General features: G+C 71.4%; 16 protein-coding genes. 5 read left to right on the forward strand and 11 right to left on the reverse strand.

The features are described 5' to 3' along the window. Positions 1 to 10: 10 nt before the first annotated feature. Together groL and ACYVLJ_RS16245 are read left to right on the forward strand one after the other, a co-directional pair. Positions 11 to 1,702, forward strand: a complete 1,692-nt coding sequence (gene groL, locus ACYVLJ_RS16240; RefSeq protein WP_460439201.1) for an Hsp60 family chaperonin — start codon at positions 11 to 13, stop codon at positions 1,700 to 1,702. Positions 1,703 to 1,816: 114 nt separating this feature from the next. Continuing rightward, a complete protein-coding gene (locus ACYVLJ_RS16245; RefSeq protein WP_257920466.1) occupies positions 1,817 to 2,005 on the forward strand; it encodes a hypothetical protein in 189 nt (62 codons plus the stop codon). A gap of 4 nt (positions 2,006 to 2,009) precedes the next feature. Here ACYVLJ_RS16245 and ACYVLJ_RS16250 read toward each other — a convergent pair whose 3' ends face one another. The 3 genes from ACYVLJ_RS16250 to rox form a co-directional block, all read right to left on the reverse strand. After that, complete coding sequence (locus ACYVLJ_RS16250) at positions 2,010 to 2,612, reverse strand: hypothetical protein (RefSeq protein WP_460439202.1); 603 nt, start codon at positions 2,610 to 2,612, stop codon at positions 2,010 to 2,012. 71 nt (positions 2,613 to 2,683) lie between these two features. Next, positions 2,684 to 4,840: an RNA polymerase recycling motor ATPase HelR gene (gene helR / locus ACYVLJ_RS16255; RefSeq protein ID WP_460439203.1), complete on the reverse strand. Its 2,157-nt coding sequence runs from the start codon at positions 4,838 to 4,840 to the stop codon at positions 2,684 to 2,686. A gap of 31 nt (positions 4,841 to 4,871) precedes the next feature. Then, a complete protein-coding gene (gene rox, locus ACYVLJ_RS16260; RefSeq protein WP_460439204.1) occupies positions 4,872 to 6,299 on the reverse strand; it encodes an FAD-dependent monooxygenase in 1,428 nt (475 codons plus the stop codon). Between the two features lie 256 nt (positions 6,300 to 6,555). Between rox and ACYVLJ_RS16265 the strand changes: the two genes are divergently transcribed. Together ACYVLJ_RS16265 and ACYVLJ_RS16270 are read left to right on the forward strand one after the other, a co-directional pair. Continuing rightward, positions 6,556 to 7,209, forward strand: a complete 654-nt coding sequence (locus ACYVLJ_RS16265; RefSeq protein ID WP_460439205.1) for a GNAT family N-acetyltransferase — start codon at positions 6,556 to 6,558, stop codon at positions 7,207 to 7,209. Then, complete coding sequence (locus ACYVLJ_RS16270) at positions 7,142 to 7,648, forward strand: LmrA/YxaF family transcription factor (protein ID WP_460439206.1); 507 nt, start codon at positions 7,142 to 7,144, stop codon at positions 7,646 to 7,648. The genes ACYVLJ_RS16265 and ACYVLJ_RS16270 overlap by 68 nt, the downstream gene beginning before the upstream one ends. Here the strand turns inward: ACYVLJ_RS16270 and ACYVLJ_RS16275 are convergent. From ACYVLJ_RS16275 to ACYVLJ_RS16285, 3 genes are read right to left on the reverse strand one after another with little or no spacing between them, the layout of a single operon-like run. Continuing rightward, entirely contained in the window at positions 7,645 to 8,427 is a 783-nt protein-coding gene (locus ACYVLJ_RS16275) for an SDR family NAD(P)-dependent oxidoreductase (RefSeq protein WP_451979982.1), read from the reverse strand. The two genes, ACYVLJ_RS16270 and ACYVLJ_RS16275, sit on opposite strands and share 4 nt — an antisense overlap. Positions 8,428 to 8,449: 22 nt before the next feature. After that, a complete protein-coding gene (locus ACYVLJ_RS16280) occupies positions 8,450 to 9,433 on the reverse strand; it encodes a glutathione S-transferase family protein (RefSeq protein ID WP_460439207.1) in 984 nt (327 codons plus the stop codon). Positions 9,434 to 9,441: 8 nt separating this feature from the next. Next, positions 9,442 to 9,918, reverse strand: coding sequence for a MarR family winged helix-turn-helix transcriptional regulator (locus ACYVLJ_RS16285; RefSeq protein ID WP_451979988.1), 477 nt, complete (start codon positions 9,916 to 9,918; stop codon positions 9,442 to 9,444). 108 nt (positions 9,919 to 10,026) lie between these two features. Here ACYVLJ_RS16285 and ACYVLJ_RS16290 point away from each other — a divergent pair, with 108 nt between their 5' ends. Then, positions 10,027 to 10,584: a YceI family protein gene (locus ACYVLJ_RS16290; RefSeq protein WP_460439208.1), complete on the forward strand. Its 558-nt coding sequence runs from the start codon at positions 10,027 to 10,029 to the stop codon at positions 10,582 to 10,584. A gap of 21 nt (positions 10,585 to 10,605) precedes the next feature. Here ACYVLJ_RS16290 and ACYVLJ_RS16295 read toward each other — a convergent pair whose 3' ends face one another. The 5 genes from ACYVLJ_RS16295 to ACYVLJ_RS16315 form a co-directional block, all read right to left on the reverse strand. After that, positions 10,606 to 11,211: a TetR/AcrR family transcriptional regulator gene (locus ACYVLJ_RS16295; protein WP_460439209.1), complete on the reverse strand. Its 606-nt coding sequence runs from the start codon at positions 11,209 to 11,211 to the stop codon at positions 10,606 to 10,608. 253 nt (positions 11,212 to 11,464) lie between these two features. Further along, positions 11,465 to 13,471: a glycoside hydrolase family 31 protein gene (locus ACYVLJ_RS16300; RefSeq protein ID WP_460439210.1), complete on the reverse strand. Its 2,007-nt coding sequence runs from the start codon at positions 13,469 to 13,471 to the stop codon at positions 11,465 to 11,467. A gap of 9 nt (positions 13,472 to 13,480) precedes the next feature. Then, positions 13,481 to 14,284: a carbohydrate ABC transporter permease gene (locus tag ACYVLJ_RS16305; protein ID WP_460439211.1), complete on the reverse strand. Its 804-nt coding sequence runs from the start codon at positions 14,282 to 14,284 to the stop codon at positions 13,481 to 13,483. After that, complete coding sequence (locus ACYVLJ_RS16310; protein WP_460439212.1) at positions 14,281 to 15,219, reverse strand: carbohydrate ABC transporter permease; 939 nt, start codon at positions 15,217 to 15,219, stop codon at positions 14,281 to 14,283. The genes ACYVLJ_RS16305 and ACYVLJ_RS16310 overlap by 4 nt, the downstream gene beginning before the upstream one ends. Continuing rightward, positions 15,216 to 16,445 carry a sugar ABC transporter substrate-binding protein gene (locus ACYVLJ_RS16315; RefSeq protein ID WP_460439213.1) on the reverse strand — a complete coding sequence of 410 codons (1,230 nt, stop codon included), beginning with the start codon at positions 16,443 to 16,445 and terminating at the stop codon, positions 15,216 to 15,218. Before ACYVLJ_RS16315 ends, ACYVLJ_RS16310 begins: the two co-directional genes overlap by 4 nt. Position 16,446: the final 1 nt, after the last annotated feature.

The following is a 16,446-nucleotide window of genomic DNA, read 5'->3' on the forward strand; positions in this document are numbered from 1 at the left end:
GAGCAGGAACATGGCGAAGGAACTGCGGTTCGGCTCGGACGCCCGCGACCTGCTGCTGGCGGGTGTGGACAAGCTGGCCGAAGCGGTCAAGTCCACGTTGGGGCCCAAGGGCCGCAACGTGATCATCGAGAAGATCACCGGTTCGCCGGTGGTCACCAACGACGGCGTCACGATCGCCCGCGAGATCCACCTGAAGAACCAGTTCGAGAACATGGGCGCGCAGCTGGTCAAGGAAGCGGCGATCAAGACCAACGACGTCGTCGGCGACGGCACCACCACGGCCACCGTGCTGGCCCAGGCGATCGTCCGCGAAGGTATGCGGGCCATCGAGCGCGGCGGCAACCCGGTGCTCGTCAAGCGCGGCATCGACCACGCCGTCGGGCTCCTGGTGGCGCACCTGGAGAAGCAGGCGCACCCGGTGGTGTCCGAACAGGACTACGCGCGGGTCGCGGCGATCTCGGCCAACGACGACGACGCGGTCGGCGCCGTCATCGCGAAGGCCCTGCACACCGTCGGCGACGGCGGGGTGGTGACGGTCGAGGAGTCGCCGTCGATCGGGATGAGCGTCGACTTCGTCGAGGGCTTCGAGTTCGACAACGGCTACCTCTCGCCGTACCTGGTCACCGACCCGGGCCGGCTGGAGGCCGTGCTCGACGACCCGTACATCCTGATGTGCGCGGAGAAGATCACCAAGGTGCAGCAGCTGATGCCGTTGCTGGACAAGGTGATGCGGGCGCCGCGGCCGCTCGTCGTGATCGGGGAGACGGTCGAGGGCACGGCGTTGTCCATGCTGGTGCACAACCACATGAACGGCACGTTCCAGTCGGTCGCCGTCCGCGCGCCCGGATTCGGCGACCGCCGGCTGCACAAGCTGGAGGACCTCGCCGCGATCGTCGGCGGCTCGGTGCTCTCGCGGCAGTCCGGGTTCACCATGGAGACCATGACGCTGGAGCACCTCGGCCGGGCCAAGCAGGTCCGGGTCACCGAGAACCGTACGACGATCGTCGGCGGCGCGGGATCGTCCGACGCGGTTGAGTTCCGGGTAGGGCAGCTGCGCGCGGAGCTGGAGCGCGCGCAGTTCGGCGTCGACGAGGACGTGCTCACCGAGCGGATCGGCGCCCTGACCGGCAAGGTCGCGGTGGTGCGCGTCGGCGCGGCCACCCCGGCCGAGCTCAAGGAACTGCAGCACCGCGTCGAGGACGCCCTGTCCGCGACCCGGGCGGCGATGGCCGAAGGCATCGTGGCCGGCGGGGGAGCGGCGCTCCTGCACGCCGAGAAGGCCCTGGAAGGCCTGGGGCTGGACGGCGACCAGGCGATCGGGGTCGAGATCGTCCGGCGCGCGCTGCCGGAGCCGGCGTTCCTCATCGCCCACAACGCGGGCCACCCGGCGCACGAGATCGTCGCGCGCACCCGCGAGCTGGGCGACGACGAAGGCTTCGACGCCCTGCACGACCGCTACGGCGACATGATCGCGCTCGGCGTCGTCGACCCGCTGCGGGTGTGCCGCTCGGCGGTGCAGAACGGCGCGTCGGTCGCGGGCCTGCTGCTCACCACGAACTCGCTGATCGCCGAGGAGCAGACCCCGTGGGGTGGCAGCCCGGCGCTGATGACCGAGTTCGGCCCGCTGGACGAAGGCCTGCACCAGCCGTCGCCGGACGCGAGCACGCCGCAGTCCCTCGGGATGGGCCCCTCCGTGGGCTGAGCACTCGTCCGCCCGGCCCCGCGGAGAACCGGAGGTCCCCTCACCGGCGTCCTGAGCCCCGGTGGGGGGACCTTCGCGTCGCGTGCGGCCGCGTTCGGTGCCACCCTGGAGATCATGACGCACTACGTTCTCGCGCAGACGCTGGCGACGGTCGGGGAGTTCGAGGCGAAGGGCTTCCTCGGCACGGTGGGCAAGATCGCCGCGGCGACGGTGATCTTCTTCATCGCGATCGGCCTGGTCGTCGGCTTGCTCCTGGGGTTCTTCATCGGCCGCTCGGTGGGACGGCGGCAAGGCCCGCGCTGACCACTCACGACGGGGTCAGGCCGTGGCGCGCCAGTTCGTGGCCCGCCAGGGTCTCGATGGTGTCCCGGTCGCGCTGCCGCCAGCCGGTCGCGATCTCGCCGGCGTTCGCCAGGCGGCGCAACGGCTGGGTCGCCAACGCGCGCAGCGCCAGCAGGTCCATCCCCTCGTCGCCCAGGGCTCGCAGCCGCGCGGCCGCCGTGGCGCGGCGGGTGAAGTGCCAGCGCAACGGCAGCCACGTGACGACGAGCGTCAGCACCGGCAGCGCGATGATGATCGCCGCCATCCACCACGCGATGCTCTCCACCGCTTCGATCTGCCACCGGCCCGAGTCGACGAGCTTGGTGCCGACGTCCGATCCGCCGTGCAGGGCCTTCGCGAACGCGTCCCCGACGAGCGGGATGCCGCCCGCGGTGGTGGCCGCGTGGTCGAACGTGCCGCGCAGCCCGGTTCCGGCGTCGACGAGCCCGTCGCCGGGCGCCCGCAGCTTCATCACCTCGTCGTGGACCGACGTCGCCAGCCACACCGCGAAGACCACGAGCAGCAGGGCGAGCAGGTCGCTGACGAGCTGGGCGGTACGGCGGATCGGCCGTTCGGCGTAGAGCTGCATCGGGACGCCTTTCGCGGTGGGGGAGCGCGGGCGCCCGCAACGTACCCGCGCTCCCGCCCGGCGAACCGTGCCTACTGCCGGACCACCTCCGCGAGCCCGTGCAGCGCGGCCGGCAGCGGCCCTTCGTGCAGCACGCCGAGCCGCTGGGTGGCCCGGGTGAGCGCGACGTAGAGGTCCGCCGCGCTTTCGGCGAGGATCGCGGCCGGGGCCACCACCAGGACGGCGTCGAACTCCAGGCCCTTCGTCTCCGACGCCGGCACCGTGCCCGGCACCCCGGGCGGCCCGATCACGATGCTCGTGCCCTCCCGGCCGGCTTCGTCCGCGGTGAACTCCTCGATGGCCGGCTCGAGTTCGTCCCCGGTGACCAGCCGGGACCACGGCCGGACCCCGCACGCGCGCACCGACTCCGGCGGCGTGACGTCCGGCGCGAACTCGGCGAGCACCGCGGCGGCGACCGCCATGATCTCCGCCGGGGTGCGGTAGTTGACCGTCAGCGAGCGGTACACCCACCGGTCCGCGACGTACGGCTTCAGCATCGTGTCCCACGACCGCGCCCCGGCCTCGGACCGGCGCTGGGCGAGGTCGCCCACCACGGTGAACGACCGGCCGGGACAGCGCCGCATCAGCACCCGCCAGTCCATTTCGGACAGTTCCTGGGCCTCGTCGACCACGACGTGCCGGTAGGTCCAGTCGCGGTCCGCCGACGCCCGCTCGACCAGCGTCCGGGTGTCGGCCTCGACGAACCGCTCGGCCAGGTCCTCGGCGTAGAGCAGGTTTTCGGCCGAGAGCATGACGTCCTCGTCCATCTCCTCGCGGTCGAGCTTCATCGTCTGGAAGACGCCCTCGGCGTACTCCGCCTCGGCCTTCCGCACCCGGGCTTCGGCCCGCTCGGCGGCCTTGTCCGCCGTCTTGTCGTGACCCAGGAGGTCGACCAGCTCGTCGAGCAGCGGCACGTCCGACACCGTCCACGCGGCACCGTCGGCCCGGAACAACGCCGAATCCTTCGGCGCGGCCGAGTAGAACGACGCCAGCAGCTCCTCCGGCGTCAGGAGCGGCCACAGCTCGTCGATCGTGGCCGTGAACTTCTCGTCGCCGGCGAGGTCGGCGAGCAGGCCCTTGCGCATGCTCTCCCACTCGTCCTTGTCGTCGCGGCTGAGCCAGCCCTTCCCGATCCGGCCGATCGCGCGTTCGGTGAGCACGTACGTGACGATCTCGGTGAACACCGCGCGCGCCTCGTTGTGCGGCAGACCGCTGTCGCGCGCTTCCTGCCGCGCCCACTCCGCCGTCTCGGCGTCGATCCGCACGGTGACGTCCTTGAGCACGACCGGCACCGGCTCGGCCGGCAGCCGCTGCCGGCCGGCGACCGCCGCCTTGAGCACGTCGAGGACCTTCAGCGACCCCTTGAGCCGCGCGGCTTCCGGGGTGTCCTCGGCGGTGACGTGCAGGCCCGGGACGAGGTCGCCGGTGGTCGTGAACACGACGTCGGTCTCGCCCAGCGACGGCAGGACGCGGCCGATGTGGTTCAGGAACGCCGGGTTCGGCCCGACGACGAGCGCGCCGTGCCGCTCCATCCGCTCCCGCTGGGTGTAGAGCAGGTACGCGACGCGGTGCAGCGCCACGACCGTCTTCCCGGTGCCCGGGCCGCCCTCGATCACCAGCACGCCCGGGTGGTCGAGCCGGATGATCTCGTCCTGCTCCGCCTGGATCGTGGCGACGATGTCCCGCATGCCCTCGCCGCGGGGCGCGTTGACGGCCGCGAGCAGCGCCGCGTCACCCTGCGCGTCGCCGCCCGGCCGGCCCAGGTCCTCGTCGGTGAAGCCCAGCACGCTCCGCCCACGCGTGTGGAACTGGCGACGCCGGCGCATGTCCTCCGGGTTCGCGCCGGTCGCGGTGTAGAACGGGCGCGCCGCCGGTGCCCGCCAGTCGAGCAGCACCGGCCGGTACTCGTCGTCGGTGTCGAACAGGCCGATGCGCCCGATGTAGGACCGCTCGCCCGAGACGGCGTCCAGCCGCCCGAAGCACAGCCCGTTGTCGACGACGTCGAGCCGCTTCACCTGCCGGCCGAGCGCGCGCACGCCGACGTCGCGTTCCATGGCGCCGACGCCCTTGCCGCCCAGCGCCGCCTCGTATTCGCCCTTGACCCGCGCGCGCTCGGCGTCGAGCCGCGCGTACAGCCCGGCGACGTAGTCGCGTTCGGACTCCAGTTCCGCTTCGTACCCCTGTGTCACATTCCCTCTTCGTTGTCCCGCAACAGTTTCCTCAGGCAGTGGGTGCCCCGAACCACTTCCGCAGCGCGCCCGGCAGCCCCGCCGCGTCCTCGCCGGTCCACACGACGTGGCCGTCGGGCCGCAGCAATGCCGCCGGCACGTCCAGTTCCTCGCTGACGTCGACGACGTGGTCGACGCGGTCCTCCCAGCCCGCGGCCGAAAGCGAGCCGGTCTGGTCGAGCAGCAGCCCGCGGCCCGCGTGCATCAGCCCGTAGAGCCGGCCCTGCTTCAGCTCGACGTCCCGCAGCCGGCGGCCCAGCAGCGGGTGGCCTTCGCCGAAGTCGTAGCGAATCCCGATCGCGATGATCTTCTCGGTCAGGTAGCGGTTGACCTCGTCGAACTCCATCAGCTCGGCGATGAGCCGCCGGGTGGCCCGCGGGCCGGGCTCCACCTGCATCAGCTGCATCTGCGCCCGGGTGTTGTTCAGGACGTCCTCGGCCACCGGGTGGCGTTCGGCTTCGTAGGTGTCCAGCAGGCCCTCCGGTGCCCAGCCGGTGACCTCGGCCGCCAGCTTCCAGCCGAGGTTGAACGCGTCCTGGACGCCGAGGTTGAGCCCCTGCCCGCCGGTGGGCGGGTGGATGTGCGCCGCGTCCCCGGCAAGCAGCACGCGGCCGACCCGGTACCGCTCGGCCTGCCGGGTGGCGTCGCCGAAGCGCGACAGCCAGCGCGGCGAGTGCACGCCGAAGTCGGTGCCTGCGACCTTCCGCAACTGCACCTTGACCTCGTCGAGGGTCGGCGCGGTCCGCCGGTCCTCGGCGACGCCCTCGGCGGGCACGCCGACGCGGTAGGTGCCGTCGGGCAGCGGCATGAAGCCGAACCGCTTCTGGGTCTTGCGGACCTCGATGTTCGCGGCCTCGATCTCCTCCCGCGAGGCGGTCACCTCCACCTCGCCCAGCAGCGACTCGATCCGGCTGGGCTCGCCGGGGAAGCCGACGCCGAGCAGCTTCCGCACGGTGCTGCGGCCGCCGTCGCAGCCGACGAGGAACCGGGCCCGCTCGGTCGTGCCGTCGGCCAGTTCGACCGTGACGCCCTCGTCGTCCTGGCTCAGCCCGGTCACCTCATAACCGCGCCGGATTTCGGCACCGGCCTCGACCGCGTGCTCGGTCAGCAGCCGGTCGATGACGGGCTGGTGGATGCCGAGGGTGTACCCGTGCGCGGTGTCGAGCCGCTCGGGCGACGGCTTCGGAATCCCGGCGAAGAAACCCCCGACCGGGTACTTCGTGCCCAGCTCCAGGAACCGCTCCAGCAGCCCCCGCTGGTCCATGACCTCGATGCTGCGCGCGTGCAGCCCGAGCGCGCGGACGACCTTCGTCGGCTCCGCGTCCCGTTCCAGCACGAGCACGCCCACGCCGTGCAGCCGCAGCTCGGCCGCCAGCATCACGCCCGTCGGACCGCCACCGGCGATGATCACGTCGAACAAGAAGACCCCCTTGAATCACCCGCGTTTGCGCAGGTAGTGGCTACGGCCGAGAATTGTGCGGCATCACGGGGGTCTTGCCGCAAGCCCAGGGGTGCGCTATACGTTAGACATGGAGGGGAGTGGTTTTCCTCCCTCCGGTCTCCGGGACGTTCTCCCAGATCCAGCCTTTGGTACCACGCTCCGCCTCTTGCCGTGCCCGCGATCTATGACAGCCGTCATAGTGTGCTTCGCGTCGCACTGTGCTGTCATGGGTGTCATGACAGGTGTCATAGCGATCCGGGAGCTGGGTGCCCGCCCGGCCGACCGGGAGTGCGTCGCCGCGCTGGTCGCGGCCTGCTCGCCGGAGAGCCTCCGGCGGCGGTTCCTGATGGGCGGCCCGGCCGAGCCGGGCGAGATCTTCCGGCGCTACGAGCGGTTCCTGCTCGCCGGATCGCCCGCCCTGCTGGCCACCCGGAACGGCGTGCCCGTGGGGTTGCTCAACTTCGCCGCCCCGGCTCCGGGGGAAGCCGAGATCGGCATCCTCGTCGCCGATCCCTGGCAGCGGCAGGGGATCGGCAGTGCGCTGACGCGGTGGCTGTGGGCGTCGGGCCGGTTCCCGGGCTGGACGGTCCGCGCCACCGTGCGTGCCGGCAACACCGGCGCCGAAGCGCTGCTGCTGAGCCAGGGGTTCCGGCCGGTCCCGGCGTACGAACGCGGCGAGCGCGACTTCGCGCTGGTCGTCCCCGACTGGGCTACCATGACGGACGTCATGAAGGAGGCAGCCGATGACCCGGACGCCGCGCGAGCGGATGGTGCTGAGCGCCGCGCAGCTGGTGCGGATCCACGGTGTCGGGGCGACCGGCATGCGAGACGTGGTCGCGCACGCCGAAGCCCCGCGGGGGTCCCTGCAGCACTACTTCCCGGGCGGTAAGGACCAGCTGATCGCCGAAGCCGTCGCGTGGGCCGGGGACTACGCGGCCCGCCGTGTCGCGCGGATGGCCGCGAAGCTCGAGGACCCGACGCCGGGAAAGCTGTTCGAGGCGATGGCCGCGCAGTGGCGCGACGAGTTCACGGCGCAGGGTTTCGACGCGGGCTGCCCCCTGGTGGCGACGGTCGCGGACACGGCGGCGACGAGCGAGAGCCTGCGTGAAGCGGTCGGCAAGGCTTTCGAGGGCTGGCAGCGTCCGGTGGCTTCGACGCTGGAGGAGCTGGGCGTGCCGGCTGCGCGGACCATGTCGTTGGCGGTGCTCATGCTGAGCGCGTTGGAAGGCGCGATCGTCCTGGCGCGGGCCCACCAGGACGTCACACCACTGGAGACGGTGGTCACCGAGCTGCGGCCGTTGCTCGACGGTGCCGTGGTCCCGACCTAGGTGTGCGTGCCGCCGTCGATGCGGATTTCCGTGCCGGTGATGAACTTGCCGTCGTCGGAGGCCAGCATCGCCACCACGCCTGCCACCGTCTCCGGGCCGGCCACCGGGTTGCCGACCTCCGTCGTGTGGTCGGTCGGCAGGATCGGTAGCAGGCGGCCGAACAGCGAGACGTCGATGTCCTGCGGCAGCCAGCTCAGCGCCGAGTCCGTGATGCCGCTCTTCACGCTGCCCGGCGCGATGCTCACCGCGCGCAGGCCCTGCTTGCTGTACTCCAGCGCCAGCGAGTGCGTGAACGCCTGGATGCCGCCCTTGCTCGCGCAGTAGGCCGCCATGTACGGGTGGGCGAACGACGCCGACGTCGAGCTGAAGTTGACCACCACGCCGTTCTCGGAGGCGAGCAGGGCCGGCAGCGCCGCGCGCGTCACCAGGAACGTGCCCGTCAGGTTGACCGCCAGCACCCGGTTCCACAGCTCCAGCGACGTCTCGTGCGTGTGCGACGCCAGCAGGATCCCCGCCGCGTTGACCACCACGTCGAGCCCGCCGAGGACCTCGGCCGCCGAGGCCACTCCGGCCGCCACGGACTCCTCGTCGGCCACGTCCATGGCGAACGAAACCAGGCCCGGGGGACCGGCGGCCGCCTGGGTGTCCTCGAGGCCCGCTTCCGAGACGTCGGTAGCGACGACGCGCGCCCCTTCGTCCAGCAGGCGCAGGGTGGTGGCCCGGCCGATGCCGGAACCGGCACCGGTGACCAGGATTCGGCGATCGCGCAGGCGGTCCATGGCGATCACCGTAGCCAAGAACCTACAGCGCGGGCACCCGCTCTTCGGCGGGCGGCGGGCCCGGCGGGGTGCCGTCGCCGAACGGGCGGCCGCCCAGCTCCTCCCGGTGGTGCGGGGTCAGCCAGCCCGAAACGTCCGGTCCCAGCGGCACGATCCCCGTCGGGTTCACGTTCTTGTGCACCACGTAGTAGTGCTCCTTGATCTGCGGGAAGTCGATCGTGTCGCCGAACCCGGGCGTCTGGAACAGGTCGCGCGTGTAGGCCCACAGCACCGGCAGCTCGGTGAGCTTCTGCCGGTCGCACTTGAAGTGGCCGTGGTAGACCGCGTCGAAGCGGACGAGCGTGGTGAACAGCCGGACGTCGGCCTCGGTGATCGTGTCGCCGACGAGGTACCGCTGGTCCGCGAGCCGCTCCGAAAGCCAGTCCAAGCGCGCGAACAGCTTCCGGTAGGAGTGCTCGTACGCTTCCTGCGAGCGCGCGAAGCCGCACTGGTACACCGCGTTGTTGACGTCGGTGAACACCTTCTGCGCGACGTCGTCGATCTCGTCGCGCAGCTTCTCCGGGTACAGCTCGGGCGCGCCCTCGCGGTGGTAGGCCGTCCACTCCGTGGACATGTCCAGCGTCATCTGCGCGAAGTCGTTGGTGACGACCTTCCCGCTGGGGACGTCGACGAACGCCGGCACCGTGATGCCGCGCGGGTACTCCGGGTCGCGCTTGAAGAACGCCTCCTGCAGCCGCTCGATGCCCAGCACCGGGTCACGGCCGTCCGGGTCGAGGTCGAAGCTCCAGCTCCGCTCGTCGTGCACCGGCCCGGCGATGCCCATCGACAGCACCGGCTCCAGGCCGAGCAGCCGCCGGACGATCACCGCGCGGTTCGCCCACGGGCAGGCCCGCGCCACGATCAGCCGGTACCGGCCCGGCTCGACCGGCCAGCCGTCGCGGCCGTCGGCGGTGATGCGGTCCGGGATGTAGTTCAGGTCGCGCTCGTATTCGCCCTTGTCGCTCATCGGCGTCCTCAGCAGTCGTCGGTCGGGGGAGTGGCGTCCAGCGCCGCGGCCAGCTTGGCCAGCACCGGCCCGGCCGTGCGGATGTCCTCGGTGCTCAGGTGGTCGAACACCGAAGCCCGCGCACGGGCGAGGTGGCCCGGGTAGGCCGCCTCCAGTCTGGCCAATCCCGCGGCGGTCAGCACGGCGTTGGACGCGCGGCCGTCTTCGGGGCACTTGCGCTTCTCGACCAGGCCGCGACGGGTGAGGTCGTCGACGACCCGGCTGATCCGGCTCAGGGACAGCCCGGTCGTCGCCGCCAGCGCCGAGATGCGCAGCAGGTTGTCCGGCGCCTCGGACAGCGCGACGAGCACCCCGTAGTCGGTGATCCCCAGGCCCGTCTCGGCCAGGAACTGGTCCTCGAGCGCGCGCGGCAGCGCGGTCGTGACGCGCATCAGCGCTCGCCAGAACGGAGCCTCGTCGCGATCAAGCGCGTACCGTTCACCCATACAGGCGAGTCTAGCGAAAGCTTGCTTGCGCAACCAGTGAAAGTGAGTACAGTGTCGTTGAACCCTCAATTACTTGGGGGCGCCACCACGAGGAGATGACGTAGAGCCATGACCAGCGCGACCACCTACCCCCAGCTGACCGGTGAGTACACCCTGGACGCCGCCCACTCGCGGATCGGGTTCGTCGCCCGGCACGCCATGGTGACCAAGGTGCGCGGCAGCTTCAACGAGTTCACCGGCACCGCCACGATCGACGGCGAGGCGCCGGAGAAGTCGTCCGCTCAGGTGACCATCCAGGCCAACAGCATCGACACCCGCAACGCCGACCGCGACGGTCACCTGAAGAGCAACGACTTCCTGTCGATGGACGAGTACCCGCAGATCACCTTCACCTCGACCGAGATCAAGCAGACCGGCGAGACGAGCTTCGACGTGACCGGCGACCTGACGATCAAGGACGTCACCCGCTCGATCACCATCCCGTTCGAGTTCGAGGGCTCGGCCAAGGACCCGTTCGGCAACGACCGGATCGGCTTCGAGGGCTCGACCGTGATCAACCGCAAGGACTACGGCGTGACCTGGAACGCCGCGCTCGAGACCGGCGGCGTGCTGGTCAGCGACAAGGTCACCCTCGAGTTCGAGATCTCCGCGATCAAGAACGCCTGACTTCGGGAGCGGGAGCCGGGCTCAGCGCCGGCTCCCGCTCGCCCGCAGGTTCTCGATCCCGACGTCGAGCGCCGCTTCGAGGTGCTCGATGCCGCCGGTCGAGAGCATCACCACCACGCCGCCCTGCAGACCCGCCAGCAGGGCGGCCGCTGTGCGTTCGGCGTCCAGTCCGGGGCTCACCTCGCCCTTGTCCTGCAGCCGGCGGATCCCGGCTTCGAGCTCGTTCTGCCAGCTGCGCAAGAGCTCCGTCACCACGGCCTGCGCACCGGGTGTCGCGCGCCCCAGCTGGGAAATCAGGACGTTGAGCGGGCAGTACTGCCCGCGCTCTCGGTAGTGCGAGACGACCGTGTCCCGCCAGCGCCGCCAAGCCGCCCACGAGTTCAGCTCGCCCAGCTGCGGCTGCTGGGCCGCCATCACCTGGGTCGCCTCGAACCGCGCCACCGCCAGCAGGAGCTCTTCCTTGCCTTCGGGGAAGTAGTGGAACAGCTGGCTCTTGCTGGTGCCGGTGCGCGCCCGGACGTCGTCGAGCGTCGTGACGGCCACGCCGTGCTCGCGGATCCGGGCCGCCGCGCCTTCGATGATCCGCTGCCGCGTCGCGGCGCCCTTCGGGGTCAGCTTTGGACTCACAGGTCCACTTTAATTCAGTGTCGCCGCGGTGCGCCCGGACGCGACAACCCCGGCATGTCCCCCTTCACGCCGTTCCCGGCCCTCGCGCTCATGTGCAGCAGCTCGGCTGCCGGTGGAACGACCGGCGAGCGTGGCAGGCCGAGCTGTGGGGACTCCTGCTGCAGCCCGCACGGACGTCTACGCGGTGCGCCACTGGCCGCCGGGCTGGGCGCTCGGCCTTCGCGGCCGCTCGCGCCGGGCCGGTGGGCCGATCTCATTCCGGAGCGGTGATCGGCAGGTTCGCGCCGTCACGGAGGAACACCGGGATCCGCTCGGCCGGGGCGGGCGCGTCGACCCAGGTTCCGCCTTCGTGGCGCGAGCCGGTCACCGCGTCCGTCCACACGGCACCGGAGGGCAGGTGGACGCGGCGGGCGGTGACCCCCGGCGCGAGCACCGGCGCCACCAGCAGGTCCGGCCCGAGCAGGAACTGGTCGGAGACCTCCCACGCCCCGGCGTCCGCGGGGAAGTCGACGAACAGCGGCCGCATCGGGGGCACGCCCTGCTCGTGCGCCACCCGCATCTGGGTCATCAGGTACGGCCGCAGCCGCTCCCGCAGCCGCAGGGAGGCCGAAATCGCGGCGTACGCGGACGCCCCGAAGGACCAGACTTCGTTGGGCCCGCCCGTCATCGACGGCCCGAACGGCGGCCGCGGGTCGCGGAAGCCGTGCAGGCGGAACAGCGGGCAGAACACGCCGTACTGGAACCACCGGACCAGCAGCTCCCGGAACTCCGGCGAGTCCGGATCGCCGCCGTGGAAGCCGCCGATGTCCGTGGTCCACCAGGGGATCCCGGCCACCGCCACGTTCAGCCCGGCCCGGACCTGCGCCTGCAGCGACGCCCACGTCGCCGGGATGTCGCCCGACCAGAGCGCCGCGCCGTACCGCTGGCTCCCGGCCCACGCCGAGCGCGAAAGCAGCACCACTTCGTCGTCGCCTTCGGCGCGGATGCCGTCGTGGAACGTCTGGGCGTTGGCCTGGGGGTAGAGGTTGACCACCTCTGCGCCCGGGCCGGCGTGGAAGCCGAGGTTGTGCGGGTGGCCGGGCTGGATCTCCGGCTCGTCGCCGTCGAGCCACCACGCGCGGACGCCCAGGTCGTAGTAGTTCTCCTTGACCTTAGCCCAGACGAACTGCCGTGCGGCGGGGTTCGTCGGGTCGTAGAACGCGACGGGCATCTCGACGTCGAAGCCCTTGTCCCGCCACGGCGCGTGGGCCGGGACGCCGCTCTCGGCGGCGACCAGCAGGCCCCGCTCGTGCAGCTCGCGGTAGTTCGACGACAGCGGGCTCACCGACGGCCACACCGACACCATCAGCTTGACCCCCAGCTCGTCCAGCTCCCGCACCAGCGCCGCCGGGTCCGGCCATTCGGCGGGGTCGAACCGCCAGTCGCCGAGGTGCGTCCAGTGGAAGAAGTCCGCGACGATCACCGACAGCGGCAGCCCGCGCGCGTGGTACTCGCGGGCGACCGCGAGCAGCTCGTCTTGGGTGCGGTACCGCAGCTTCGACTGCCAGAACCCGGCCGCCCACTCCGGCAACATCGGGGCGTACCCCGTCGCGTCGGCGTAGTGGCCGAGGATCTCGCGCGGGCCGTCGCCGGTGGTGACCCAGTAGTCGAGCTGACGCGCGTCGTCGGCGACCCAGCGGGTGCCGTTGGCGGCCAGCTCGACCCGGCCGACCGCGGGGTTGTTCCAGAGGAACCCGTAGCCGCGGCTGGAGAGCAGGAACGGCACCGACACCTCGGCGTTGCGCTGTACCAGGTCGAGGACCAGGCCCTTCTGGTCGAGCCGGCCGTGCGTGTGCTGGCCGAGGCCGTAGAACCGCTCGTCGTCGTAGGCGGTGAACCGCTGCTCGAGCCGGCCGTAGCCGTTGCGCGACGGCATGAACAGCCGCGCGCCGGGCCACCAGAAGTGCGCGCGCTGCTCGGACAGCAGCTCCTCGCCGGTGTCGGTCCGGAAGAACGTCAGCTGCGCGTCGATGCCCGTGTCGGTGTCGGCGATCTCGACGACGACGGTGAGCGCGCCGTTGACCACCCGGCCGGTGCGGCCTTCGGCCGACGCCGTCGCCGCCGAGGGCTTCGCGGGCAGCAGGGCGCCCGGGACGTCGTCGAGGATCCGGTGCCGTCCCGCGCGCACGCGCAGGCTGCCGTCGCCCCACGGCTCGACGCGCAGCACCTCGTGCCGCACGGTCACTTCGAGCGAGCGGCCGTCTTCGGTCGTGGCGATCACGCGGTCTCCTTAGTCTTTGACGGCGCCGCTGGTCAGCCCGGCGACGACGTACCGCTGGGCGACGACGAGCAGGACGGCCGCGGGGATCGCGGCGAGGACGGCGGTGGCCATGATCCCGTTCCAGTCGGCGGACTGGTTGCCGACGAACCGGTAGATGCCCACCGTGACGGGTTCGAACGACTGCCCGGTGGTGAGGGTGACGGCGAACAGGAAGTCCGCCCAGGCGAACAGGAACGCGAACAGCCCGGCCGTCACGAGCGCGTTGCGGCTGACCGGGAGGACGATCGAGAAGAACGTCCGCCAGTGCCCGGCACCGTCCACTCGGGACGCTTCGGTCAGCTCTCGCGGCACGGAGATCATGAACGCGCGCAACAGGAGCACGGCGAACGGGATGGTCGCGGTCGAGTCGGCGAGGACCAGCCCGAGGTAGTTGTCGATCAGGCCGAGGTTGCCGAACACGGTGTAGAGCGCGTTGGCCATCACGATGCCCGGGATCATCTGCACGATGAGCAGCACGAACACCAGCACCGGGCCGCCGCGGACCTTGAGCTGCGCCAGCGCGTAGGACGCGGGCGCGGCGATCGCCAGCGACACGGCCACCGTGCCGAGCGCGACGACGACGCTGGAGAGCAGGTGCGGGCCTTGGGAGGACAACGCCTTCCGGTAGCCGTCCAGGGTGCCGCCGACCGGGAAGAACGCCGGGTCCGGGCGCAGGAGCGCGCCGCTGGGCTGCAGCGACGCGTTGACCATCCAGTACAGCGGGAACAGCAGGACCGCGACGATCAGGACGCCGAAGACCGTCCGGGCCTTCACGACGCCGCCTCGGCCAGCGTCGCCTTCGCCGAACGCAGGTACAGCAGCCCGAACACCGTCGCGACGACGATGAGGACGTTGCCGACCGCGGCGCCCTGCCCGAACGCGAAGTCCTGGAACGACAGCCGGTAGGACCACGTGGTGAGCGTCTGGGTCGCGTTGGCCGGCCCGCCGCCGGTGACGACCATGATGACGTCGAACACCTTGATCGTGTAGACCAGCCCGAGCATGAGCACGATCCCGGTGACCGGCCGCAGCAGCGGCCAGGTGATGTGCCGGAACCGCTGCCACGCGCCCGCGCCGTCCAGCGACGCGGCTTCGTAGAGCGACGCCGGGATCGCGCGCAGCCCGCCGTGCACGATGACGAGGTTGAACGGGATGCCGATCCAGACGTTGGTGAGGATCACCGCGGGCAGCGCCCAGCCGGTGCTGCTCAGCCACGGCACCGCGTCGAGGCCCAACAGGCGCAGGGCCGCGTTCAGCACGCCGTGGTCCTGGTCGAACATCCACCGCCAGACCGCGCCGCTCACCACCAGCGGCAGCAGCCACGGCAGCAGGAGCAGCGAGCGCAGCAGGGAGCTGCCGGGGAACCGGCCGCTGAAGAACACCGCGAGCGCCAAGCCGAGGCCGAACTGGAAGACGAGCGACCCGGCGGTGAACAGGACGGTGGTGAGCGCGGCCGTCGAGAACAGGGGGTTGTCGAAGACGGCCGAGTAGTTGGCGAAGCCGACGAAGGGCGCTTCGCCGGTGTAGAACGACTTGACCGTGTAGTTCTGGGTGCTCATCACGACGTTCGCGGCCAGGGGATAGCCGAAGAAGACCGCGAGGTAGGCCAGCGCGGGCAGCAGGAACAGCCAGGCGGCGAACCGGTTGTCCCGCCGGGGCTTCCGGCCGGCGCGGGGCGGGGCCGCGACGGCCGGGGCGGCCAGCGTCACGACCCGCTCGCTTGCTGGGCCGCCTTCAGGGCCTGGTCGGCCGGCTGCTTCCCGGTCAGCGCCTCCTGGATCGCGTCGGCCAGCGCCTGCGAGACCTTCGGGTACTTCTCGCCGAGTTCGGCGGTGCGGGAGCGGGCCGAGCCGACCTCGTCGACGAACGCCTGCATCGCCGGCTGCTCGGCGCCGAACTTCGTGGCCGCGGCCGTCTTCGACGGGACGTAGGCGTGCGCCTTGCTCCACTGCAGCATCGTCGGCTCGGACAGGATGCAGGAGAGCACCTTCCCGGCGGCCTGCTGCGCCGGCCCGCTGGTGACGGGCACGGTCCCGACCTCGCCGCCGAGCGCGACCACCGGCTTCGCGCCCGCCTGCGGCACCGGGATCGGCACGACGCCGTAGTGCAGCGACTTCTGCTCGTCGAGCCGGGCCAGGTTCCACGACCCGTTGACCATCATCGCCGCGTTGCCCGCGACGAACTGGTCCGCGACGTCGTTCTGGTTCCAGGTCACCACGGACTTGGACGCCGAGCCGGAGTTCACGAGGTCCGTGACGAATCGAAGCGCTTTCACGGCCTGCGCGGAGTCCACTTGCGACAGTTCGGCGCCGGTGCTCCAGAAGAACGGGAGGAACTGCCAGGTGCCCTCTTCGGACGGGATCGCCGAGAACGCGAGGCCGTACTTGCCGTCCTTGGTGAGCTTCGCCGCGGCGGCCTTCAGCTCGTCCCACGTCCGGGGTGGCTGGACCCCGGCCGCGGCCAGGAGGTCCTTGTTGTAGATCAGCGCGAGGCCGTTGACGCCGGGGGCGACGCCGTACACCTTGCCCTGGTAGGTCCCGGCCTTCACGATGCTGTCGTAGTACCCCTCGGTGGTGATGCCGTAGCCGTCGAGGGGAGTCAGCGCGCCGGTGGCGGCGACCTGCTGCAGCGTCGGGTTGTCGGTGAAGAGCAGGTCCGGCAGCGTCTTCGAGCTCGCGCCCTGCAGCACCTTCGGCAGCATCTGCGCGGTCGGCACGGTCTGGCGCTCGACCTTGATGCCGGTCTGCGACGCGCAGGCGTCGAGGATCTTCTGCCACGCCGCGGAGCCCTGCTCGTCGGCGTAGTAGTCGAGCTCGGTGATGGACGACGCGGACGCGGCACCCGAGCCGGCCGGCGGGGTGGCGGGGCTGGGGCTGCAGGCGGCGGCGAGCGCGGCGCTCGCGGCCAGGACGAGGGCGCGACGGGGTAGGGACATG

The sequence above is a fragment of the Amycolatopsis stemonae genome (genome assembly GCF_054781455.1).

Coding starts and splice junctions, on each gene's coding strand:
- ACYVLJ_RS16270 (WP_460439206.1), top strand. CDS start 7,142: ATGCGAGACGTGGTCGCGCACGCCGAAGCCCCGCGGGGGTCCCTGCAG.
- ACYVLJ_RS16280 (WP_460439207.1), bottom strand. CDS start 9,433: ATGAGCGACAAGGGCGAATACGAGCGCGACCTGAACTACATCCCGGAC.
- ACYVLJ_RS16290 (WP_460439208.1), top strand. CDS start 10,027: ATGACCAGCGCGACCACCTACCCCCAGCTGACCGGTGAGTACACCCTG.
- ACYVLJ_RS16275 (WP_451979982.1), bottom strand. CDS start 8,427: ATGGACCGCCTGCGCGATCGCCGAATCCTGGTCACCGGTGCCGGTTCC.
- ACYVLJ_RS16285 (WP_451979988.1), bottom strand. CDS start 9,918: ATGGGTGAACGGTACGCGCTTGATCGCGACGAGGCTCCGTTCTGGCGA.
- ACYVLJ_RS16250 (WP_460439202.1), bottom strand. CDS start 2,612: ATGCAGCTCTACGCCGAACGGCCGATCCGCCGTACCGCCCAGCTCGTC.
- ACYVLJ_RS16265 (WP_460439205.1), top strand. CDS start 6,556: ATGACAGGTGTCATAGCGATCCGGGAGCTGGGTGCCCGCCCGGCCGAC.
- ACYVLJ_RS16315 (WP_460439213.1), bottom strand. CDS start 16,445: ATGTCCCTACCCCGTCGCGCCCTCGTCCTGGCCGCGAGCGCCGCGCTC.
- ACYVLJ_RS16245 (WP_257920466.1), top strand. CDS start 1,817: ATGACGCACTACGTTCTCGCGCAGACGCTGGCGACGGTCGGGGAGTTC.
- groL (WP_460439201.1), top strand. CDS start 11: ATGGCGAAGGAACTGCGGTTCGGCTCGGACGCCCGCGACCTGCTGCTG.